Annotated in this window: 16 protein-coding genes and 1 pseudogene; 11 read left to right on the forward strand and 6 right to left on the reverse strand. The window is 28.3% G+C overall.

Going from position 1 to position 23,200, the window contains the following annotated elements:
- Positions 1 to 2 precede the first annotated feature (2 nt).
- A complete protein-coding gene (pyrG, locus tag DB723_RS02865; protein WP_151552397.1) occupies positions 3 to 1,604 on the forward strand; it encodes a glutamine hydrolyzing CTP synthase in 1,602 nt (533 codons plus the stop codon).
- A 16-nt stretch (positions 1,605 to 1,620) separates the two neighbouring features.
- On the opposite strand, the gene DB723_RS02870 is transcribed toward pyrG, so the two are convergent.
- A complete protein-coding gene (locus tag DB723_RS02870; RefSeq protein WP_151552399.1) occupies positions 1,621 to 2,145 on the reverse strand; it encodes a DUF1761 domain-containing protein in 525 nt (174 codons plus the stop codon).
- Positions 2,146 to 2,284: 139 nt separating this feature from the next.
- On the opposite strand from DB723_RS02870, the gene DB723_RS02875 reads away from it, so the two are divergent.
- The 5 genes from DB723_RS02875 (at position 2,285) to recG (ending at position 10,537) form a co-directional block, all read left to right on the forward strand.
- Positions 2,285 to 2,872, forward strand: a complete 588-nt coding sequence (locus tag DB723_RS02875; RefSeq protein ID WP_151552401.1) for a hypothetical protein — start codon at positions 2,285 to 2,287, stop codon at positions 2,870 to 2,872.
- Positions 2,873 to 3,112: 240 nt separating this feature from the next.
- Positions 3,113 to 4,285, forward strand: coding sequence for a methyl-accepting chemotaxis protein (locus tag DB723_RS02880; RefSeq protein WP_151552403.1), 1,173 nt, complete (start codon positions 3,113 to 3,115; stop codon positions 4,283 to 4,285).
- A 106-nt stretch (positions 4,286 to 4,391) separates the two neighbouring features.
- Entirely contained in the window at positions 4,392 to 7,877 is a 3,486-nt protein-coding gene (gene dnaE / locus DB723_RS02885; RefSeq protein WP_151552942.1) for a DNA polymerase III subunit alpha, read from the forward strand.
- An 11-nt stretch (positions 7,878 to 7,888) separates the two neighbouring features.
- Complete coding sequence (locus DB723_RS02890; protein ID WP_151552944.1) at positions 7,889 to 8,467, forward strand: YggT family protein; 579 nt, start codon at positions 7,889 to 7,891, stop codon at positions 8,465 to 8,467.
- A 9-nt stretch (positions 8,468 to 8,476) separates the two neighbouring features.
- Positions 8,477 to 10,537: an ATP-dependent DNA helicase RecG gene (recG, locus tag DB723_RS02895; RefSeq protein ID WP_151552405.1), complete on the forward strand. Its 2,061-nt coding sequence runs from the start codon at positions 8,477 to 8,479 to the stop codon at positions 10,535 to 10,537.
- Here the strand turns inward: recG and DB723_RS02900 are convergent.
- Positions 10,534 to 11,322: a M15 family metallopeptidase gene (locus DB723_RS02900; RefSeq protein ID WP_151552407.1), complete on the reverse strand. Its 789-nt coding sequence runs from the start codon at positions 11,320 to 11,322 to the stop codon at positions 10,534 to 10,536. The two genes, recG and DB723_RS02900, sit on opposite strands and share 4 nt — an antisense overlap.
- Before the next feature lie 122 nt (positions 11,323 to 11,444).
- Here DB723_RS02900 and DB723_RS02905 point away from each other — a divergent pair, with 122 nt between their 5' ends.
- The 3 genes from DB723_RS02905 to murD all read left to right on the forward strand — a co-directional run bounded on the left by DB723_RS02905 (position 11,445) and on the right by murD (position 15,678).
- Positions 11,445 to 12,794 carry an MATE family efflux transporter gene (locus DB723_RS02905; protein ID WP_151552409.1) on the forward strand — a complete coding sequence of 450 codons (1,350 nt, stop codon included), beginning with the start codon at positions 11,445 to 11,447 and terminating at the stop codon, positions 12,792 to 12,794.
- 163 nt (positions 12,795 to 12,957) lie between these two features.
- Positions 12,958 to 14,292: an MATE family efflux transporter gene (locus DB723_RS02910; RefSeq protein ID WP_151552411.1), complete on the forward strand. Its 1,335-nt coding sequence runs from the start codon at positions 12,958 to 12,960 to the stop codon at positions 14,290 to 14,292.
- Between the two features lie 30 nt (positions 14,293 to 14,322).
- Positions 14,323 to 15,678 (forward strand): UDP-N-acetylmuramoyl-L-alanine--D-glutamate ligase, encoded by a 1,356-nt coding sequence (gene murD, locus DB723_RS02915; RefSeq protein ID WP_151552413.1) that lies wholly within the window; start codon positions 14,323 to 14,325, stop codon positions 15,676 to 15,678.
- Here murD and DB723_RS02920 read toward each other — a convergent pair.
- Positions 15,675 to 16,718 carry a lipid II:glycine glycyltransferase FemX gene (locus tag DB723_RS02920; RefSeq protein ID WP_151552416.1) on the reverse strand — a complete coding sequence of 348 codons (1,044 nt, stop codon included), beginning with the start codon at positions 16,716 to 16,718 and terminating at the stop codon, positions 15,675 to 15,677. The two genes, murD and DB723_RS02920, sit on opposite strands and share 4 nt — an antisense overlap.
- A 9-nt stretch (positions 16,719 to 16,727) precedes the next feature.
- Positions 16,728 to 18,902, reverse strand: a complete 2,175-nt coding sequence (gene metG, locus DB723_RS02925) for a methionine--tRNA ligase (protein ID WP_151552418.1) — start codon at positions 18,900 to 18,902, stop codon at positions 16,728 to 16,730.
- Positions 18,903 to 19,058: 156 nt separating this feature from the next.
- Between metG and DB723_RS02930 the strand changes: the two genes are divergently transcribed.
- Entirely contained in the window at positions 19,059 to 19,853 is a 795-nt protein-coding gene (locus DB723_RS02930; RefSeq protein ID WP_151552420.1) for a 5'-methylthioadenosine/adenosylhomocysteine nucleosidase, read from the forward strand.
- A gap of 115 nt (positions 19,854 to 19,968) precedes the next feature.
- The gene (pta, locus tag DB723_RS02935; protein ID WP_151552423.1) at positions 19,969 to 21,006 is read left to right on the forward strand and encodes a phosphate acetyltransferase; all 1,038 of its coding nucleotides are present in this window, start codon (positions 19,969 to 19,971) and stop codon (positions 21,004 to 21,006) included.
- Here the strand turns inward: pta and rsmA are convergent.
- Entirely contained in the window at positions 20,989 to 21,834 is an 846-nt protein-coding gene (gene rsmA / locus DB723_RS02940) for a 16S rRNA (adenine(1518)-N(6)/adenine(1519)-N(6))-dimethyltransferase RsmA (RefSeq protein WP_151552946.1), read from the reverse strand. The two genes, pta and rsmA, sit on opposite strands and share 18 nt — an antisense overlap.
- A 31-nt stretch (positions 21,835 to 21,865) precedes the next feature.
- Positions 21,866 to 23,121: pseudogene (locus tag DB723_RS05790) on the reverse strand (ComEC/Rec2 family competence protein).
- Positions 23,122 to 23,200 lie beyond the last annotated feature (79 nt).

Raw genomic sequence — 23,200 nt, forward strand, 5'->3', positions numbered from 1 at the left:
ACATGAGAAAAAACTTAAAGATTTTGGTAATAACAGGAGGCGTGATCTCTGGAATTGGTAAAGGAGTTACATCGGCAAGCATTGCAAGGTTGTTTAGATATGATTTTAAGGTTACCCCAATTAAATGTGATGGATATTTAAATACTGATCCTGGGACTATTAATCCTGTTGAGCATGGAGAAGTTTTTGTTCTTGATGATGGAGGAGAGGTTGACATGGACTTTGGCCATTATGAGAGATTTTTAAATCTTAATGCGAAGTCCAGTTGGAACATTACAATGGGCAAAATATATAAAAAGATACTTGAAAATGAACGAAAGGGTAAATATTTGGGAAGAACAGTTCAACTTATTCCCCATGTTACTGATGAGATTAAGTCTACAATTTTTCAGATTGCAGATTCAGAGAATGCTGAAATGCTGATAATTGAAATTGGTGGAACTGTAGGAGATATGGAAAATATTTTATTTGTTGAGACAGTAAGGCAAATAAGACAAGAGATTGGAAGTAGTAATATTGCTTTTGTTCATTTAACCTATGTGCCAAGTCCAGCCGGAATTAATGAGCAAAAATCTAAGCCCACCCAACAGAGTGTTAAAACTTTAAATAAAGCAGGTATTTTCCCCGATTTAATTATTGCTAGAAGTTCCCAAGTATTAACAGATCAAATCAGGAAAAAAGTGGCAATGTTTTGTAATGTTGAGAGTGCTTCTATTATTGACAATGTTGATGTTTCTACTATTTATGAAATTCCTATATCTTTTTACAAACAACGGGTACATGAGATTTTAAGTTCTAAGTTAAATGTTAAGGTTGATCCAAAAATAGAAGAGCTTTCAAAGCTTGTAGGAGTTATAAAATCTAATTTTTTTGCGCCTAAAAAAATTATTAATATTGCTATTTGTGGTAAATATGCTGAGCTTGATGATTCTTATGCCTCAATTAGAGAGTCTTTAGTTCATGTTGGAGCTAATTTGGATCTCCTTATTAAAAGCACCCTAATTGATTCTAATGATTTAAATGAGAACTCTTTAAAAGAGTTTGACGGCATTATTGTCCCTGGTGGCTTTGGAGGTAAAGGATATGAGGGGAAAATTGTTGCTATTAAATATGCTCGTGAGAATAATATTCCCTTTCTTGGAATTTGTCTTGGTTTGCAGCTTGCTGTAATAGAATTTGCTCGCAATGTTTGTGGAATACTTGATGCTGATACTGAAGAAAATATAGTAAAAGATAAGCCTTTAAAAAATCCTGTTATTCATTTGCTTCCCGATCAAAAAAGAATTAAATATAAGGGCGCTACAATGAGGCTTGGAGGATATCCTGTGATTCTCAAAAAGAATACAATGGCTTTTAAGCTTTATGGCCAAGAGAGGATAATTGAAAGATTTAGACATAGGTATGAAGTTAATAATGATTATATAGATTTGTTTGAAAAAAATGGACTTTTAGTATCTGGATTTTCAAGTGATTTTAAAATGGCAAAATTAATAGAAATTCCTAAAAATAAATTTTTTGTAGCTTGTCAATTCCATCCAGAGCTTATTACAAGAATAGAAAATCCGGCTAAGTTATTTTTAGGACTAATTAAAGCTTGTCTTTAAGGCTTTATTTATTTACTCAGTGAGTGGGTAGGTTTTCAAAATTAATGTTTGTAGTGTTTTCAAATTGCAATATTTTATAGCTTAAAAATAATTTAGAGAATGTGGTTAGTAATATTATTATTAAAAGGTCAAAAAAAGCATTAGCTATTGCTAAATTAAAAGGCATTTTTTCATAGATTGTATCGCTTATTGCTCTGGGGAAGCTAAATGCAAGCCAAATTATGCTTGATATTAATATTGCAGATAATATATTGTAATTTAGACTTGTTAAGTTTCCAAGAGAGTTATTAGTTAAAGTTATTAAATTATTGAATAAATTAATAAGAGTGTTAATTAAAAAACTTTGGAATAAATGATTTAAAGCCAAAACAGAAATAACAATTATTTTGTATTGTTTGTTTTGAAAATTTAATGTGCGGACATTGCCAATTATTTTTTTTAATAATATTTTTCGGTATGTTATTTCTAACAATATTTTAGATAAAGTCATGCTAGCTATTAATATTAGATTAATATTTGAGAACATAAATTTGATTAACATAATTTTTCCTTTCATTTTAGGCAATGATTTAATTATAATTAGTATATAATAAAATATTTTGATTTCTTTAATAAGATTAGGATTTTATTATATTTGTATAATAGTTTTAATTTTTTGCAATTTTTATTAGGAGGATTAAATGAAAGAAGAAGACATTAAAAAAACAATTTTAATGAAAAGGTTGGTTAAATATTTTTTTGATGAGCTTAAGTATAGAATGAAAATTAGATGTCTTAAAATAAGCAATAAAGAGATGAGTACTAAGTATATACTACTTAATCTTTTTAGAAAAATTGCAAATCTTCCTTTTAATAAACAATATGAGATAGAAGAACAGTTTGCTCTTGAAGTTGGTGATAGGGTTGTGCTTACGGATGCTGTTTTGATTAAAAGAGTTGATCATGAACGATGTGTTATTGTTGGGATTGTTGAAGCAAAAACGGATCAAGTTGATCTTAATTATGAACTTAAAAGATTTTTTCTTCAGGACACAAAAAACAATGTTCTTTTTTGGCAACCCAAAAAAGTTATTCTCAAACAGGATGATAAATTATTTGCAGCAGAATCAGACGATATTTTTAATTTTGACAACGATTTTAACTTGCCAAAAGTTAAAGCTAAATTAGAAGAGTTTATTGATATTTTCTTATGTTTTTTTTCTTACAGAGATGTTCTTTTTGAGTATAATGAAGTTAGTGGGCGGTACTCTTTGGTAAAAAAGAAGTAAATAAATTTAATATTAGTTGTTAATTTAATTAAATAGGGAGAATGATTTGTATCTTTAGATGGTTTTATGGTTTAAGGTAAAAGCTTAAATTTATTTCAGAGTGTTAATTTTTACTATTTAAATGTAAAAATATTTTTTTGTTTATCAATGTATTTGATTTGATATTAAAATTGTAATAATGTGTCAAATTAAGTACTAGTGTCTCTATTCAAAAAAAAATTTTTATGGTAGAATCCCTTTATGAAAAAATTTTCGTTTTTTAAAAAAAAGAAAGAAAAATCTTTTGATTCAAGCCTTTTAAATGATGTTGATAATGACAAAAAAGATTTAAGCACGTATGAATATAAAGCTCCTGTTAAGGAAATGTTAAAGGGATTTTATCATACCAAGGCTTCCATTACTACTTTAAAAGTAGGATTTGAGTCATTACAAAGAATTTTGTTTTCTAGGATAGAGGATTTTGACCATATATTTTCCAATCTTGTTAAGATTACAAATAATGCTCGTGATCAGATAAGTATTATTTTTAGTGATCTTAGTAAAAATAACAAGGAAAAACTAAATCAAATATCTTCTGTTATTGTTGGAATTCAGGGAAGCTTAGAAACAATAAGTAGTTTTCTAGGTGCTACCAATATGATTTCTCTTAATGCAAAGCTTGAAGCTGCAAGGGCCAAAGAATATGGCAAAGGATTTTCAGTTGTTGCAGATGAGATTAAGCGACTTTCTGATCAGGCAAAAGGTGTTATGAATATGATTTCTGTAAAGGAAATTGAGGAGGTTTCTAAAGATTTAATTTCTCATAACCTTAAGGATTTGCAGATTGATATTGATAAGTTCTTTGCTGAGATTCTTGAACAGCTTAATTATCTTGAAAGTATATTTAAACGCTTTTTAAAAAGTCAGGCGGAGTTTTCTTCTTTGCTTGAAAATCTTGAGAGCATAGATGCTAATATGGCCTATTATTCAAGGAACTGTGATTCTTTGATTAGTTCTTATACTTTTATGCTTTCTAATGATGAATTTTTAAAAGAGCTAGAATTTATTGTCTCAGAGCAATTTTCTTGGATTAATAATTTGAGGGCAATTGTTGAAGGACAAAGAGAAATATTTATTCAAACTGATGCTTCCAAGCATGGTTTTGGTTTGTTTTATAAGGGATTGTCTCCTAAGAATGATGCTATTAGACAGTTGTGGGAAGAAGTGTATATCCCTTGTTTAAATATTAATAAGTTCGCAGCTGAAATTTTGATTATATTTAGGGTAGAGGATCGTAATGATAGTAGTTTAAGACAAGCTAAAGATTTTTTATCTCAAGCTGAGAGTTTATCCGAAGAAATTGTTAGGAAACTTGAGCACATTAAGAAGATGGTAATTGAATTGGATAATCAAGGAATTAATATTTTTTCTTGATTATCTTAATAATCTTTAATAAGATTTGTTGCAATAAATAAGTAATTTAAATTAGAGATTTAAAATTATTATGGCTTTTTAAATTTTGATTGATTTTAGCCAAGGTTTGTTAAAAATCAGGTTTTATTTTGATAAAATAATTTTAGGTATGAGTTTTAGGTCTAGGTTTATTCATCTTCATGTACATTCAGATTATTCTCTTTTGGATGGGGCTGCAAAAATATCAGATATTATATCAAAAGCAAAGAAATGCAATATGTCACATATCGCATTAACGGATCATGGCAATCTTTTTGGAGCTGTTAAATTTTATAAAGAAGCTAAAAAGGCAGGCATTAAGCCAATAATTGGCATTGAAGCTTATATGGCAAAAACTTCTAAGCTTGTAAAAAAGCAAGATGATCTTGGAAAAATGTCTTATCATTTAATTTTGCTTGCCAAGAATGAGCTTGGTTATAAAAACTTATTAAAGTTAACAAGTATCTCTTATCTTGAAGGGTTTTATTATCGTCCGAGGATAGATAAAGATGATCTTGAAAAATATTCAGAAGGTTTGATTTGTACTTCAGCTTGTATTGGGGGACTGATTCCAAGACTTATTTTGGCCAATAGATTTGAAGATGCTAAGAGTGAAATTCTTTGGTTTAAAAAGGTTTTTGGCAGTGATTTTTATCTTGAAATTCAAAGGCATGGAATTAAAGAGCAAGACATTGTGAATGGAAAGCTGGTTGAGTATTCTAGAGAGCTTGGAGTTCCTTTATCAGCGGCCAATGATTCTCATTATGTTAATAAAGAAGATGCGACTGCTCAAGATATTATTGTTTGTATCGGTACTGGTGCTAAGAAAAGCGATGAGAATAGATTGAAAATGGAAACTAATGAATTTTATATTAAGTCTCAAGAGGAAATGTGTGAGCTTTTTAGTGATTTGCCCGAAGCTTTAGAAAATACTGTAAGGATTGCAGAGAAGTGTGATGATTTTAAAATAACTTTTCCAGGCCCTATTTTACCCGATTATCAAATTCCTGTTGAATTTAATACTCTTGGGCAATATTTAGAGCATCTGACCCTTGAGGGGTTAAAATTTAGATATAAAACTTTTACAAACAAAATAAAAGATAGAGCTTTTTATGAATTGAATGTGATAATTAGAATGGGTTTTGAGGGCTATTTTTTGATTGTTTGGGATTTTATTAAATTTGCTCATGATAACAATATTCCTGTTGGAGCTGGACGTGGATCTGGTGCCGGTTCAATTGTAGCTTATGCTCTTAGGATTACTGATATTGATCCTTTAAAGTATAATTTGCTTTTTGAGAGATTTTTAAATCCCGAACGTGTTTCTATGCCTGATTTTGATATTGATTTTTGCTTTGAAGGCAGAGATGAGATTATAAAATATGTTACCAATAAATATGGAGAAGATAAGGTAGCTCAAATAATTACTTTTGGGACCTTAAAGCCTAAGGCTGTAGTTAAAGATGTAGCTAGAGTTTTAGATATTCCGTTTGCTGAATCGAATGAACTTACTAAACTTATTCCCGATGGCCCAAAAACTTCTTTAAGAGAAGTTTTAGATGACAATTCTTTGAAACAGTATTTTACTAGTAAACCTGTTTATAAAGAATTAATGGATGCTGCATTGGTTCTTGAAGGAATGAATAGGCATGCCTCAACCCATGCTGCAGGGATTGTAATTTCCAAAACTCCTTTAACCGATTATGTGCCTCTTTATAAGGATTATAAGCAAGGGTCTGTTTCTACTCAATACACAATGGATTTGCTTGAAGAATGTGGACTTGTTAAGATGGATTTTCTTGGTCTTAAAACATTAACTTTAATAAAAAATGCAGAAAATCTTATTAGAAGTGTAAATCCAGATTTTAAAATAAAAAATATTCCAGATAATGATGTTAAGACTTTTAAAATGTTAGGGGAAGGAAGAAGCGCATCTGTTTTTCAGTTTGAGTCTGAAGGAATGCAGCAAATTTTAAAAGAGGCAAAGCCTGATAATATTGAAGATTTAATAGCCTTAAATGCTCTTTATAGGCCAGGGCCTATGCAATTTATTCCTCAATTTATTGCTGCTAAAAAAGGTGTTAAGAAAATTAAATATCCCCATCCAGATTTAAAGGAAGTTTTAAGGCCGACTTATGGAGTTATTGTTTATCAAGAACAAGTAATGGAAGTTGCAAAAATAATTGGGGGGTTTTCTCTTGGTAAGGCTGATATTTTAAGACGTGCCATGAGCAAAAAGAAAGAAGACGAGATGAATGAAATGAAGGTCGACTTCTTAAGGGGCGCTATTGAGAAAGGGTATGACAAAGAAATTGCTAGTGAAATTTTTGAACTTTTAAAGCCGTTTTCGGGATATGGATTTAATAAATCGCATGCAGCGGCGTATTCTTTAATAGCTTATCAAACTGCTTATCTTAAGGCTAATTACCCTGAGTATTTTATGGCTGCCAACCTGACAAATGAAATTAATAACAATGACAAGCTTTCTTATTACATTGAAGAGTCAAAATCTATAGGTATAAATGTTCTAAAGCCCGATATAAATCGATCATTTAGAGAATTTCGTGTAACTGAATCTGGAATTTCTTATGGTCTTAATGGAATTAAAAATCTTGGAGGAATTGTTGTTGATTTAATAATTGATGAGAGAGAAAAAAACGGCAAGTATAGTTCTTTTGAGGATTTTATAAGACGTGTAGATGATAAAGTAATTAATAAAAAATTTTTAGAATCTGCAATAAAATCTGGACTTTTTGATAGTTTAGATCAAAATAGAAAAACTTTATTTGAAAATCTTGATCGTTTGATTGAAGTTGTTTCAGAAGATAAAAATAATAAAAAAATTGGGCAAAATAGTTTGTTTGATGCTCTTGAAAGTCAAGATTCAATTCAGCAGAATTTTAATTATCAGGTTTTTAAAGAATATTCTTATTCGGAGCTTTTAGGATTTGAAAAAGAGCTTTTGGGATTTTATGTGTCTGGGCATCCTCTTGATCCTTATCGAAAGGCAATTAATAGTTTTTCCAGTTTAAATGTTTTAACTGATCTTGCTGCTAAAAAAGATAGCATTGTTCAATTTTCTGGCATTTTAAATTTAGTAAAAGTTATTCAAACTAAAAGAAATAACGCAAAAATGGCTTTTGGTGTTATTGAGGATTTTAAAGGTGCAATAGATATTGTAGTTTTTGCAGAAAGCTATGAAAGGTATAAGAATTTTTTACTTGAAGGTAATGTTATTGGAGTTATAGGTAGACTTACGTTTAACAGAGACAAATTTTCAATTGTAGTTGAAAAAGTTGTAAATATTGAGAAACTTTCTGAAGATAAAGTAAATAATATTCATATTAAATTTTTAAATAATAAATTAAATGATTTGCAACTACTTAATTCTTTAAAGGAAATTATAAGTAATTTTGAGGACAATTCTGGATTTTCGAATGTTTATTTTTATTTAAGAGAAAATGGCAAGGATTTAAAATTAAAAATGAATTCAATTTTAAATTTTGTACCAGATGAAGACAAGCTTGATAAGTTGAGAAAGTGCGTAATAGTTGAAGATGTTTGGATTGATTAGGAGGTGCTGTGTTGGTTGTTTTAATAGAAACTTTAATAGTATTTTTGCAAATTTACAGAATTTTAATTTTAATTAGGATTATTCTTAGTTGGCTTGTGTCTTCAGGGATTAATACCAATGTGTTTTTCAGATTTATACATACTGTAACAGAACCATTTTTATCTTTTTTTAGAAGAATTCCTTTTTTTACAGTTGGTATGTTTGATTTTTCTCCAATTGCAGCTTTAATAACTTTAACTATTTTTGAAAGAATGTTGGCTTATGGGAATTATAAGCTTTCTACATTTATTATTTTATTTATTGTTGAAGTTTGGGGGATATTTAGAAGTATTTTTATTGCTATAGTTTTCTTTTTATTATTGAGATTGTTATTATTGTTTTTGAATTTGTTTCAAGGGTCAGACTTTTTTAAAACAGTCGATTCTTTTTTGCTTCCTTTATCTACTAAGATAAGCAGTGTAATTACTGATAAACATATGTCTTATATTGCACGTTTGATTGTTGGGAGCGTTTTAATGATAGCATTTATAATTATTATTGAACAAGTTGTATTTGCTATTAGAGTTTTGGGAACATATTTACCTTTTTAGGAGATTAAAATGTTTTTACATGAGTTTGAATATGAGCTTAAAGGTATAAGTGGTCTTGGTGAAAGGGGTGTTGAAAGGTTAAATAATCTGCAAATTTTTAATGTTAAAGATCTTATTGAATTTTTTCCTGTAAAATATGAGGATCGTCAAAATATACAAACTTTTCCAGATTTTTCTAAGGTGAAAAGTTGCGATATGATGACGGTGTTCACTGTTCTTGGACATAAAAAATTTGGCGATAGTTTAAAAAAAAATTTGAAGTTAAAAGCTAAAAGTATAAATGATGAACCTTTCGAAATTTTACTTTTCAATAGAGCTTTTTTAGAAAATGTTTTTAAAATAGATAAAAAATTCTATATTTACTCTAAATTTACTTATAATGATTATAGTGGTTTATGGAGTTGTTCTAATTTTGACAGCGAAGTTTACAGTGATAACCCTGAAAGGTTTAAAAAAATTTTTCCTGTTTATTCTTTGACAGAAGGATTAACATCCAAGAAAATTTCGTTATATGTAAAAGAAGCTCTTGAATATTTTTTTAGGTTTGGGCAAGAAGATATTCCCAAATTTTTAATAGAAAAGTATTCTTTATTGTCGTTAAGCGAAGCTTTAAAAGAGATTCATTTTCCAAGTTCATTAGAAATGCTTGAAAAGGCAAAAAAAACTTTAATTTACAGAGAAATTTTCTTGCTTCAGTTTTTTTCAAGGTATAGATCTTCTAAGGTTCTTTTCCGAGAAAAAAAAGATTTATCAAGAGATTTGCTTGAAAAAGTTGTCTCAAGTTTGCCCTTTGAGCTTACAGAAGATCAAAAAATTTCTATTGATGAGATATTTTTTGATCTTAACTCTTCTAAGCCAATGAATAGGTTGCTTCAAGGTGATGTTGGAAGTGGCAAAACTCTTGTTGCCTTGCTTTCAGGGCTTCCTTTAATTGAAGCTGGATATCAGGTAGCATTTATGGCCCCTACTGATCTTTTGGCTCGTCAACATTATGATAATTTATCGAACATATTAGCGCCTTTTAACATTCCAATGACTCTTTTGACTGGTAGTTTAAGAAAGAAGGATAAAGAGCAAGCATTAGAAAGCATTAAAAATGGAACTTCTGGTTTAATAGTTGGAACGCATGCTATTTTTTGCGAAAGTACAGAATTTAAAAGATTGGCGTATGTTATCATTGATGAGCAGCACAAATTTGGAGTTGCTCAAAGAGAAGAGCTTAAAAGCAAAGGGGAAGGGGTAGATATACTTTTAATGTCTGCAACACCTATCCCTAGAAGCTTTGCGTTAACGCTTTTTGGTGATCTTGAAGTTTCGTTTATTAAAACCTTGCCCAAGGGGCGTTTACCTATTACTACTTATTTAGCAAAGCATGGCAATGAAGATAAAGTTTATGAGTTTTTGAGAAAAGAGCTCTTAAAAGGTCATCAGGTTTATTTTGTGTATCCATTAATTTCATCTTCAGAAAAATTTGAATTAAAAGATGTTAATAATATGTGTTTAAAATTAAAAGAAGTTTTTGGCGAATATGTTGTGGATATGCTTCATTCTAAGTTGCCGTCTGATTTAAAAGAAGAAATTATGAAAAATTTTTATTCGAGAAAAGTAGATATTTTGGTGGCTACCAGTGTTATTGAGGTTGGAATTGATTGTCCAAATGCAACTTGTATGGTAGTAGAGCATGCTGAGCGTTTTGGACTTTCTACTTTGCACCAAATTAGAGGTCGTGTTGGTAGAAGTAATTTGCAATCTTTTTTCTTTTTGCTTTATAAAGAGCCTTTGACAAGTGCTAGCAAATTTCGATTAAAAACCATAAAAGAAAATTTGGATGGATTTAAAATAGCAGAAGAAGATTTAAGATTAAGAGGACCTGGCAATTTATTTGGACTTGAGCAAGCAGGATATTTAAAATTAAAAATAGCTAATTTTGTTGATGATAGAGAAATCATAGTCTTAGTTAGAGAAGAGCTTGATTTATTTTTTTATGATAATTCTACTTATGATAAGCTTGATATTGATTTGCTAGACAATCTTTTTTGTTCTTATTTGAATGCTGCTAGAAGCATTTAGTTCGTGTATTTTTCAATTAGGCTAATAAGATTTGTTTTGTTTTGATTCCAGAATTCAAGAAGCTTATGTTGTAAATTATTAAAATATTTTTTTTGAATAAGGCATGGCTTAGGGCCTATGTATAAGTAGTGCCAAGGCTCTGCTTTATATCCAGTTTCCGTTTCATATCCTTTTGGGTAGGAAAGGGAAAATCCGTATTTTAGAGAATTTTCGTAAAGCCATTTTCCTTCTTTTGTGTTTAGTAAATTATCATCTATATTTATAAAGTCTATTGCTGTTCCCATATGGTGCTGAGAATGTCCCGGAATTGCTGATTGAGTTTCTGCAACTTTTCTACCATAAGTTTTTACATTATAATCAAATAAAAATTTTTGGTATTCTTGTGTTCTATAAGCAGATTTGATTTTAATTTCGATTCCATGTTTTTTTGCATCTTTTATTAATTGAATTAAATCTTCGATTAAGATTTTTCTTACTCTTAGATTCTTTGTTCCAAGATTCTTAAGATCTTTAAAATCATTAATATTCACCAGATCAGGCACTTTATAATTTTCAGTAATTGGTATTTTTTTATTTATTAGAGTTAATAGATTGTTTTTTTCTGCATCTACTAAAGGTTTTATTTCCCTTAAGAACTGAATAGGATTTTTTTCAATAAAATTTTTATTTTGTTTATTCATTGTTTGGATAATCTTGAGTAGTATTTTTAAATCTGTTTTTGACATGTTGTTAGCTAACAAAGATAGATTAATAAATAGAAGTAATAAAACATAGATTGATTTCATATTATATTAATTATAATATATTTTAGTATAATTAATAGTTAATTCTAATTATATATGTATATACTCTGACTGGGTTAAATTTAATTAAAAGCAATAAATAAAGGAGATTGTATATAAGGGGTATGATCAAAAAGTTTAAAAATTATGATCAGGTAATAAAAGAATTATTTATTATAGCTATTCCTACAGCTTTCGAATCGCTTTTATTTCAAATGGTAACTTTTTTTGATAATTTTATGATCTCCTATTTGGGTTCTTTTCACGTTACAGGAGTTTCTTTAGCAAACAGAGTAACTTTTCTTTTTTTTATTGTTGTGTTTGGACTTGGCACAGCTTTAAGCGCTTATGTATCTCAGGCAATTGCAAAAAAGAAGTTTATTCAAATAAGACAATCTTTTGCCTATATGTTATCGATTGGAACTTCAATAGGAATAATTTTTTTTCTATTTTCATTTTTTTTCCCCAAAAACATTATCAAGCTATTTACATCTAATCAGGATTCTTTAAATTTTGGTTCAGAATATTTAAAAATTATTTCATGGTCTTATGTGTTAATGGCATATTCTTTTTTATCGGCTATGGGTTTTAAGAGTGCTAAAGAAGTTAGAATACCTTTATATATTACTTCTATTGTTGTTTTAATAAATATTGTTTTTAATTATATTTTTATTTTTGGTTTCGGTATGGGAATAAAAGGTGCTGCATATGCCACTATGATTGCTAGAATTTTTGAGTTTGTTTTTTATTTTTTATATAGTTTAATAAATAAAAACTCATATTATCGGATTAGGTTTAGTGATTTTTTAGCTTCTAAGATAGTTACTAGGGCTAACTTGAAGCTGATTATACCTGTTTTGTCTCACGAGATTTTTTGGGTGATGAGCATAACTATTTTGCATGCATTTTATGCCCGAGTTGGGAGCATTGAATACGCTGCATTTGCTGTTGCATCAAATCTTTTTGACATTTGCTTTGTGCTTCTTCACGGCATGGGGCTTGCAACAGGTGTCGTTATTGGGCATTTAATGATTTACGATAAAAAACATGTTAGGTCGGTTGGATTTTTTTTATCTTTTTTGGGATTTATTTTAGGCATTTTTGTAGTTATTTTGCTTATTGGGATATCGGGCTTTGCGCCTTATATTTTTAGCAATTTAGATTCTCCTAAACTTGTTAGTGTATTTATTTATGTTTTTGCAAGTGTTGTAGTTTTTAAAGCTTTTACGACACAAGTTCTTGTTGGAGTTTTTAGAGCTGGTGGCATACCGAATGTTTGTTTTTTTATTGAATCGGGGGTAATTCTTTTTTATACGCTTCCAGTTGCTTATTTATTAGTATTTTATACAAATTTAAGCTTGCCAATAGTTGTTTTTATTGTAAATATTGAGGAGATCATTAAAAATATATTTATTATAATTGAATTTTTTCATGATGATTGGATACGAGAGATTAATTATGAAGAGCTTGCTTAAGCATGGTGAGCGTGATATATTTGGTGTTAATAAAAATTTTAATGATCTGAGTGAATCTAAAATTCATTCTGATTATACTAATTAAAAGCAATTCTTTTTATTTTATTGTAGTGTTCTGGTATTTTTCTTTACAAAAATCTTAAATTTTTATTTGGAGAAATTTATGTATTCATTAAGTTCATCGAAAAAGGATAGAATTTATAAAGATCTTTTAAAAATTGCGATTCCAACTGCTATTGAGTTTTTTTTATTTAATTTTATTTCCCTTACAGATAATGCTATGGTTGCGTATCTTGGTGATTATCCTGTTGCAGGAGTTTCTCTTGCAAATAAATTTTTTGAACTGTTTGTTACTATTGGGTTTGCCATGACAGGAGCTTACAATATAATTGCTACAAGACAATACAATCAGGGTGATTTTAAGAGCTTTAGAAATACGTTTTTTATTAGTATATTAACTATTATTTTATTTTCTTTTCCGTTTATTTTGATTTCTAGAGTGAATCCTTTTTTCTTACTTAGATTGATTTCTAATGATGAGCAGGCAGTTTACTATGGAACAGTTTACTTAAATATAGCTATTTTTTCTTTTGTATTTGCAATTATAAAAGGACTTATTGCTAATGCTCTTAAGGTTGTTGAAATTGTTAAATTTCAAGTTTATATTTCTATTTTTTCAGTGCTTTTGAATTTTATATTTAATTATATTTTTATTTTTGTTTTTCATATGGGGGTAGTTGGAGCTGCTATTGCAACAACAGTGATTCGTACTTTAGAACTTATTATTTGTCTTGCTTATACAGTGTTTAACAAAAATTCAATTTTGCATTTTAAGTTCAATGATTTAAATATTAATATTAAGCTGTTTGCTCAGTTAATTAAATTTTTTATTCCAATTCTTTTAAATGATTTTATTTGGTTTTTTGGTTATCTTGTATTGACATCGATTTTCATAGGGATTGATACTCATAGGTATGCTGCTTACAGCATATCTTTTTCTGTTTATTTTATTATCTTTAATATAATTCATTCCTTTTGTATTTCTTTAAATATTCTGATGGGCTATGAAATGCATAATAGTAAAAAAGAAGTCATGAAAGTTGCAATATTTTTAGGTAAAATTGGCCTTAAGCTTGCTTTTTTAACATCTTTTGTATTGTTTATATTTTCATTTTTTGCTCCTTATATTTTTTATACATTAAAGTATTCGTACCTTGCGGGAATTATTTTAAGGTATTCTTCTGTTTCTGCCTTTTTCATGGCTCTTGCTTTTCAGTATCTTTTTGGATTTTTTCGTGCGGGAGCATCTCCAAGTTTTGGTGCTATCATGGAAAGCTCTGTAACTTTTGTTTATACTATTCCTATTGCTTTTGTTTTAGCAAATTATACAAATTTACCTTTTGAAATTATTGTTTTTATTCCGGCTCTTGAGGATGCAATCAAACTTGCTGTTTCACTTCCTTATTTTTATAGTGAAAGGTGGATTAAATCCGTTTAAACAGTTTAGCAGGTTTGATATAATTTTATTGTGCTTTTAGACGAAATTAAAAATTTAAATTTTTTAATCATGGGTTTGGGACTTAATGGCGGAGGAGTAGCTCTTTCTAGATTTTTATTAAAGCACGGAGCCAAATTGGTAATTACTGATCTTAAAAGTGAAACAGAATTAGCCTTAAGTATTAATGCTTTAAGAGATTTTGATGATCAAATTAGGTATGTTTTAGGTAAACACGATATAAACGATTTTAAAAAAGCTGACATTGTTGTAAAAAATCCCAGTGTGAAACCCAATAATAAATATTTAAAGTTCGCAAAACGAGTTGAAACAGATATTAGCTTATTTTTAATGTTTAACAAGAATCCTATAATTGCAGTAACAGGAACTAAGGGCAAATCGACTCTTGTTTCTCTTTTATATCAAGTTTTGAAAGAAAAATATCCGGGGGCAAAGCTTGGGGGTAATATTGGTGTATCTCCTTTAAGTTTTTTTGATCAACTTGATGGTAAATCTCCTTTGATTTTAGAGCTTTCTTCTTGGCAGCTGCAATCTTTAGAGAATTTTAATCCTATTATTAGTATTATTACAAATGTTTACAACGATCATCAAAATTATTATTTAAATTTTGACGACTATATTAGCGATAAGTCAAAAGTTTTTGTAAATCAAACTTCAGGAATTGTGATTGTTCAGGATCAGGCTTATTACAAATATTTTTCAAAATTTAAATCAAAAGCCCAAGTTATTTTATTTTCCGAATTTAATCCTCGTGATTTTGATCAAAATATTTTTTATTGTAATGAAGGCAAAGTATATTTTAACGACAACTTGATTGGAAGGTTTTCTGATTCACAAGCTTTTTTTATGATCCCCAAGTTTATTACTTTTTTTGTTTCGCATTATTTAAACATAGGCCTTAATCACACGGTTCAGATTTTAAATAATTTTAAAGGCATTGAGCATAGATTAGAGTTTGTTAAATCAGTTCAAAATGTAATGTTTTATAATGATACAGCTTCAACTATTCCTGAGTCTACGGTTTTATCTGTTAAAAGTTTGAAAACAAAAGACAATTGTATTAACTTAATTGTTGGGGGAACTGATAAAGAGCTTAATTTTTTAAGTTTTAACAAGATTACAGATATTGTAAAAACTTGGATCTTGATAAGAGGTAGTGCAACTGTAAAAATTATTAAGATTTTAGAAAAAAGTAGCATACAATATTTTCTATTTGAGTCTTTAAGAGATGCAGTAAGTTATGCTTTCAAGATTTCAAGTCCGGGGGATATTGTGTTATTTTCTCCTGCCAGCGCTTCTTTTGAGTTTTTTAATAATGAGTTTGATAGAGGTTTGCAATTTAAAAATTTAGTTAATACGCTTGGTTAAATTTTTTTCCTTATTACTTTGTAATAGAAGTATCTAAGTTTTTCGATATTTGCATAGATCTTATAAATAAAATTTTTGTAAGTAAAATCATAACAACCAATCCTGTGAATAATATTTCCTCCAAATCCCGTTTTAAAACCAAAAAGACCAGATAAGGGGTGTTTTTTATTTGCAATTGGGGGGATTCCTAATAAGTCGTATTCTTTTATTTCTAATTTTTTTAACATTTCTATTGCTTTAAATTGCACTGCGTAATTAGGCATTAAATTTCTATATTCTGTGCTGGAAGCTCCATAAAGATAAACTGCTTTTTCCTTGTAAATTCCCACTATTATGCCAGAAATGATTATTTTATTGTAAAATGCAATTATTAATTTTATTTTAGCATTTTTGTCTTGTTTGAATATTTGAATTAGGTTTTGTATGTATTCTTTTGAGTGAATAGTAAATTTATCTCTTTTGCTAGTTTCTTTATATAGCTTGTAAAATTCACTTAAATGTTTAAATTTATCATCTATTATTATATTTAGATTTTTTTTTGTGCTGAGCTTTATGTTATATCTTGTTTTTTTTTTCATGCTAAGCAAAATGTTCTCAAGAGAATTATTTAAGTTTAATATTGTTGTGTTTGCGGGCTGTATGTCATCAAATGATTTTTTTAGATATTGTATTTTAATTTTTAATGGAGAGTATTTATCATTCAGTGTTCTTTGGTAGTAGTACATTAAATCAAATCTTAAAAAAATTGTATTTTTATGCAAGTAGGGTTTTATTTTTATGCTAAATTCTTTAATATTATTGCTTATTTTGTCAATATTAATGCTATCAAGAGTTTTGTTTGAGAATTCTGGGTGTGGAATGTATGCTAAGTAAAAATTTTTAAACAGCCTTCTTTGCATTACAACAATTTTGCCAAGAACATCGCTTTTAAATGCTAAGGCTTTCCAATTGCTGTTTTTTGTTGTTTTTATTAATGACCACAGTTCGCTTTGAAGATAATTTTCTTCCATTTTTTTTATTTGTATTTTTTCAATAGTCATTAACGGCTCTTAGCAAACTATTCCATTTGGGATATCTTTAGACAATATTTTGTTCTTAGAGTGTTCTAATATTAAGTTTATTCCGTTTATTTTAAGCTCTCCGTTTTCTGCTGCTATATTAGCTTTTGCAAATTTATTTATGTCAATTTTAGGGGGACAGACAAGATCTTTATTTTGATCATTTTCAAGTATTATTCTCTCTCCAGCAATAGGATTTTGTATTGAATCTTCTACAATTATAATTTTAAAATTTTTATTTTTGTCCTCAGCAGCTATTAACATTCCTTCAGATTTTATTCCTCTAAACTTTGCAGGTTTTAAATTATCTACTATTATTATATGTTTCCCCAAAAGCTCTTCTTCTGTATAATACCCCTCAAGGCTGCTTACTATTTGTTTGTCCTGATTAGTTCCGTCATCTAGTTTTAATATGAATAAGTTTTTAGCTTCGGGATTTTTTTCTATTTTCTTTATTTTAACAACTTTTAAGAGTACTTTTTCTCTGAATAAGTTTTCTGGTTGTTCTTGTTCTTCCATATTGTTCTCTCCTGAATATTTTAGCTTTAAATTATTGATTTTTTTTTGTTCTAGTTTATTAAATAGTATTTCTGTGAATTCAATTTTTTTGATTCCCGATTTAGTTCCAAGAATTTTGGTCGAAAATTGATAACTGTTGCCAAAGAATTGTTGTATTTTTTTGCTTGTTTCGGGAATGAATGGCATCATTAAAATAGATAAGTCTCTGATTAGATATATTAAGTTTACTATTAGTGCTTTTGTTTCTTGTGGAGAACTGTCTTTTCTTTTCCACGGCTCGCTATCTTGAAATATCTTGTTCCCAAGAGATGAAATTTTAAGTATTTCTTTGAGTGCAGATTTTAATTCTGTTTTTTTAAAAAGATTTAGTATCTTATTATATTTTGGTATTATTTTTTTCCAAAATTTATTTTCGAGTTCTATTATTTCTATTTCATCCCCAAAGAATTTTTTTTGAAATGTTAATACTCTGTTGACAAGGTTTGAAAAATTATCAATAAGCTCTGTATTTACTCTTTCCATAAGATCTTGCCACATAAATTGAAAATCAGATTTTTCAGGCCTGTTATAATAGATGTAAAATCGCCAAATATCAGAAGGGATTCCTGTGGTAATAGCATCGTTTCCAAAAATTCCTGTTCCTTCTGATTTTGAAAATTTAAGGTTTTCGTAATTTAAGTATTCGCTTGATGAGAGCTGATTTAATATTGTCCAATTTTCTTTACTTCCAATTTCTATGCAAGGGAATATAATTGTGTGAAACAATATATTATCCTTTCCAATAAATTGTACAAGATTTACCTGTTTATTGTTTTTCCACCAAGATTTCCAATTTTTAACAATGTTTTTGGTAATTGAAATGTATCCTATTGGGGCATCAAACCAAACATAAAACACTTTATTTTCATAGCCTTTTTTGGGCACAGGAATTCCCCATTTTAGATCTCTTGTAATTGCTCTTTCTTTAAGACCGTCTCTTAAAAAAGCTTTAGTCATTTTAAGGGCATTGGTATTCCAATTTTTACTAATATCTGAATTTTTTATCCATTTTTCTAGTTTTTTCTTTATTTTGGGAAGATCTATATAAAGATGATTGGTTTTTTTCAAAATAGGTTTGTTTTTACAAATTATGCATTTTGGGTTTATTAGGTCTATTGGACTTAAGAGTTTGGAACAGTTGTCGCATTGATCTCCTTTAGCTATGCTTTTGCACTTCGGGCATTCTCCTATGACGTATCTGTCAGCTAAGAACATTGAATCTGTATTGCAAAAAAACTGTTCAGTTTCTCGCTCTTTTATATAACCATTTTTTTCTAATTTTAGGAAAAAATTTTGTACAACGTCTTTATGGTGCTTGTTAGTTGTGCGGCCAAATATGTCAAATTCGATATTGAACCATTTATAAATTGATTTATGTATTTCATAATATTTGTTGCAAAGTTCTAAAGGGGTAGTCTTTTCAATTAATGCCTTAGTCTCTGTGGCTGTTCCATATTCATCTGTTCCGCAGATGTAAAGAGTTTCAATTCCCGCCATTTTCGAATACCTTGCAAAAGCATCAGCTGATAGCACTTGCACCAAATTCCCAAGATGAGGGATGTTGTTAACATAGGGTAAAGCAGCTGTAATCAGATTCATTTTTTTCATTCAGTTTTCCCTTTTTTTAAGCTATTAATATTGTAATACGGATAGGATAGTTTTTTTCAATACCTTTTACAAAAATTCTTTCAAAGGCAATTCAGTTTTTATTTTTTTCTGTAAAAAATGGTATAAATATTTTTAAGATAAGGAGTATTAGTACATATGAACAATTGTTTAATTAAATTTTTTCTTTTTTTATTAGTTTTTTCAAATGGATATGTTGCTTTTTCCAAAAACGTCAATGTTTTAATAATAACTGCCATGGATTCTGAATTTGAGCAGATAAATAAGCTTATGTCAAATAAGGAAGAAATAATACTTAAAGAATATGGTCTTAATAAAAAGATTTTAAAGGGGAAGTTGTCTAATCGCAATGTTATGGCTATTGTTTGTGGGATTGGCAAGGTTAATGCGGGTATGTGGACTAGCTATGTTTTGTCAAAATACAATATAAGTCATGTAATTAATTCTGGAGTTGCTGGTGGTGTTGTTAGTAGTAAATACAAAGATATTAAAGTGGGAGATGTAGTAGTGTCTTCAGAGGTTGCATATCATGATATTGATTTGACTAAATTTGGCTACAAGGTGGGACAGCTTACAGGATTGCCTCAAAAATTTAGTGCTAATAAGAGTTTGGTTAATAAAGCAATAGAAGCTGTTAAATTAAAAGTTGAGGGTTCTAATGCATATTCAGGATTAATAGTCTCAGGAGATCAGTTTATTGATCCAGCTTATATTAACAAAATTATAGGAAACTTTAAGGATGTAGTAGCTGTTGAGATGGAAGGCGCAGCAATAGCGCATGTTTCTCATGTTTTTAATGTACCTTTTATAGTCATTAGGTCCATATCTGACATTGTAAATAAAGAAGGAAATGAAGTTGAATACAGTAAATTTTCTAAATTAGCTGCTTTTAATTCAGCTAAAGTTGTACAAGAAATTTTAAGAATGCTTTAAGAAATATTAAATTTTTATAATTGTTATGCATGAAGAAAGATTTTTTGTTTAAAACTGCCTTTTTTTATGCATTCTTAAGTTTATTTGTTGGTTTATATTGTAATATTTTTATAGAGTGTTTTGTTTAAAAGATTATATTTTTAATAAAGCAAAAATATTTGTAAAAGAGAATAAACTTAAGGCCAAGATAGTTTTCCCTGAAAGTAGTGATTCTAGAGTTTTGAAGGCAGCTGTTGTTGTTTTACAAAAAAATCTTGCAGATTCGATTATTTTGGTAGGGAAAAAAGATGCTGTTATTAATTCTTTGAAAGAATTTTGTAATTGTAATGATGTTTTAGAAAGAATAGAAGTTGTTGATCCTAATTCTTTCCCAGACATTGAAATGTATTTAGATGAATATTGGAGTTTGCTAAAGCTAAAAGGAGTTGCTAAGCAAAGTTTAAAGACCCAAGTTTTAGATGAAATTACTTTTGCCATGCTTATGGTAAGATTTGGTTGTGCCAAGTCTTGTGTTTGTGGAGCTGTTACAACTTCTGCTAAGGTTTTGTCTAATGCTTTAAGGATAATTCCTAAGCTAGATGGCGTTAAGATTGTATCATCTTTTATGATTATGGATACTTTAAATATTGCTCGTAATGCTGATTTTTGTTTTGGGTACAATGGAATTTTATTTTTTGCAGATTGTTGTGTAATAGTCAATCCCAATTCTTTGGAACTTGCAGAAATTGCATTGCAAAGTGCTAAATCTTTTAAAGATATTTTAAATGTAAATCCCAAGGTTGCTCTTTTAAGTTTTTCAACAAAAGGGTCTTCCAATGCTAAAGAAATTGAAAAAGTAAAGAATGCTTTAAGTATTGTTAAGAATAAAGATAGTGATTTACTTATTGATGGAGAGCTTCAACTTGATTCAGCGATAATAAAAAATGTTGCAGAAAAAAAATGTAGAGAATCTTTAGTGGCAGGCTCTGCTAATGTTTTAATATTTCCAAATTTGGATGCTGGGAATATTGGTTATAAATTAGTAGAAAGATTTGCTTTTGCCAAGGCTTACGGTCCCTTTTTACAAGGCTTTTCCAAGCCTATTAGTGATCTTTCAAGGGGTTGCTCTGTTGATGAAATTGTATTTGCAAGTGCTTTAATGATGATCATTTAGGGTGTTGGAAATTTGTATAAATTCTTCAACAGAGATATTTTCAGGCCTTTTGTCTAAATATTCTTTTAAAAAATTTTTTCCCAGAGTGGCTTTATTTGGTATCAAATTAATAATAGTGTTTTTTAATTTCTTTCTTCTGTTTGAGAACACAGTTCTAACTAATTTGTTGAATTCTTTAAAGTCTTTTATGTTATTTTTTTTAGGAATTAGTTTTAATGTTGTAGATTTAACTTTGGGTACGGGGTAAAAATTGTTTTCTCCTATATCTAATATTTTAATTACTGTGAAATGTGATTGCACTAAGACTGTAAATGAAGAATAGTTTTTGCTATGTATTTTTGCAGTTATTCTGTCGGCCAATTCTTTTTGTACTGTTAGCACCATTTCTTTTAAAAAATTTTCTTCGATTAATTTAGATATTACTTTTGATGCAATATTGTATGGCAAATTTGAAAATATTTTATCAATGTTTTTATTTTCGTTTATGTATTTTTTTAAAAAATCTCCTTTTATTAATTTAAAGTTTTTGAATTTTCCAAATTTTTCATTTAAAATTTCTGAATATTTTGGATCAATTTCAAATGTGGTTAAAAAATTAGTTTTTTTTAATAAAATATCAGTCATTGCGCCAAGTCCCGGACCAATTTCCCAGATTTTTTCATTTTCTTTTATATCTAAGCTTTCTATTATTTTTTGTCTTATGTTTTCGTTGATTAGATAGTTTTGTCCCCACAATTTTCTTGGAGCTATTTTTTTTTCTTTTAATGTTTGTTTTATGCTAGCTATACTATTATAGTTAATGTTCATAGATAAAAGAGATGGTAGCATATTATTCTTTATATTTGCAGTTATTTTAAAATTATTTTGAAATTTTTTTTGCTTCGTTATTATAATAATATAGGTTATAAGGAGAATGCTTAATATTAAAAATATAGGTATTTGGTGATGCTTGACTATAAAAAATTTGCCAAAAAACGTTGCTGTAATTTTTATTGTTTAGAATATGTAGACATTTACAAGGTCAAACAGAAAAAATAAATTCAAGCTTGAAAAGTAAGTTATTAAGCTTAACATTGTTATTGCTAAGAAAATTAATGTTAATGGAATAATTATTAAGTTTGACAATACTGAGATTGGTGCTAGATCAAAATTGTTAGCGTAAATTACCGGTGAAGTGAATATTTGAATAAAAAATGTTGTAAGCATTGATGATGTTATCCTATTAAGACCATATTTATTTTTTAGATGGACTGATGCTGATATTCCTATTGTTGCAAGATAAGAGAGCTGAAATTCTATTGAATTTAGTGATTTTGGGGGGATACAATCGCATTTATTATAAAACTAATAGATACGCAGCTTATTAAGTTAATCTTGCCGTAAATTAGCTTGTATATTATAAGAGATTCTGTCATTAGGAATGCTCTTAATGTTGAAGGCGTAAATCCAGTTAATATTAAGTAATTTAATAAAATTATGCTTAGTATTAAGTATTTTAATTTTTCATTTGTGACTATTAAAAGCAAATAGTAGCTTATTAAACTTATCAAATAAAAATGTAGTCCAGAGACTACTAAAATGTGCGCAATTCCCACATTTTGAAATAATGTTTTTTCATATTTTGTTATTTCTGATTTAATATTCAAAATTGTTGTTTTTGAAAAATGAGAATAACTAGGATTTAATGCGGCAAAAAATATTATTTAAGGCGTTTGTATATTTCTCTCTGAGCTTGGCAAAAAAGGGTTTTTTAATAAATTTTATTTTTTGGTTTTCAATTTCAACTGTATCTCCGATTTTGTAAATATTTTCAATATTTTTGAAGTTGAATTTATGTGAATTTGTTTTGTTGTCAATTGTTTCAATAATGGTTTTTGATTTTTTTTAAAATTTTTAATGTTTGTTATTTGGTAAATATTTTTTTAATGTTTTAAGATTTAATCTAGTTTGAAAGCCTAATAGCATTATTGTGCAAAAAACAAAACTAAGTGCCAAGTGTTTGTTATTTTTTATTATAAAAAATAATGCCAGTATTACGTTAAAATAAATCAAATTAAGTTTTAAATAGTATTGAATTGAAAAATTAAGAAAAATTAAGAAAACTATTAAAATCATTTATAATATTCACATTTTTTATTTATTAATAATTATATTTTAAATTTTAAATTGTTTTGATTAATTAATCAATAATCTT

Origin of the sequence: Borrelia maritima (genome assembly GCF_008931845.1) — a bacterium.
In the GTDB taxonomy this organism is placed as follows: Bacteria; Spirochaetota; Spirochaetia; order Borreliales; family Borreliaceae; genus Borreliella; species Borreliella maritima.

Coding starts and splice junctions, on each gene's coding strand:
- DB723_RS02920 (WP_151552416.1), bottom strand. CDS start 16,718: ATGACTATTGAAAAAATACAAATAAAAAAAATGGAAGAAAATTATCTT.
- metG (WP_151552418.1), bottom strand. CDS start 18,902: ATGAAAAAAATGAATCTGATTACAGCTGCTTTACCCTATGTTAACAAC.
- DB723_RS02900 (WP_151552407.1), bottom strand. CDS start 11,322: ATGAAATCAATCTATGTTTTATTACTTCTATTTATTAATCTATCTTTG.
- DB723_RS02930 (WP_151552420.1), top strand. CDS start 19,059: ATGAACAATTGTTTAATTAAATTTTTTCTTTTTTTATTAGTTTTTTCA.
- DB723_RS02870 (WP_151552399.1), bottom strand. CDS start 2,145: ATGTTAATCAAATTTATGTTCTCAAATATTAATCTAATATTAATAGCT.
- DB723_RS02880 (WP_151552403.1), top strand. CDS start 3,113: ATGAAAAAATTTTCGTTTTTTAAAAAAAAGAAAGAAAAATCTTTTGAT.
- DB723_RS02875 (WP_151552401.1), top strand. CDS start 2,285: ATGAAAGAAGAAGACATTAAAAAAACAATTTTAATGAAAAGGTTGGTT.
- DB723_RS02905 (WP_151552409.1), top strand. CDS start 11,445: ATGATCAAAAAGTTTAAAAATTATGATCAGGTAATAAAAGAATTATTT.
- recG (WP_151552405.1), top strand. CDS start 8,477: ATGTTTTTACATGAGTTTGAATATGAGCTTAAAGGTATAAGTGGTCTT.
- DB723_RS02910 (WP_151552411.1), top strand. CDS start 12,958: ATGTATTCATTAAGTTCATCGAAAAAGGATAGAATTTATAAAGATCTT.
- rsmA (WP_151552946.1), bottom strand. CDS start 21,834: ATGCTACCATCTCTTTTATCTATGAACATTAACTATAATAGTATAGCT.
- pyrG (WP_151552397.1), top strand. CDS start 3: ATGAGAAAAAACTTAAAGATTTTGGTAATAACAGGAGGCGTGATCTCT.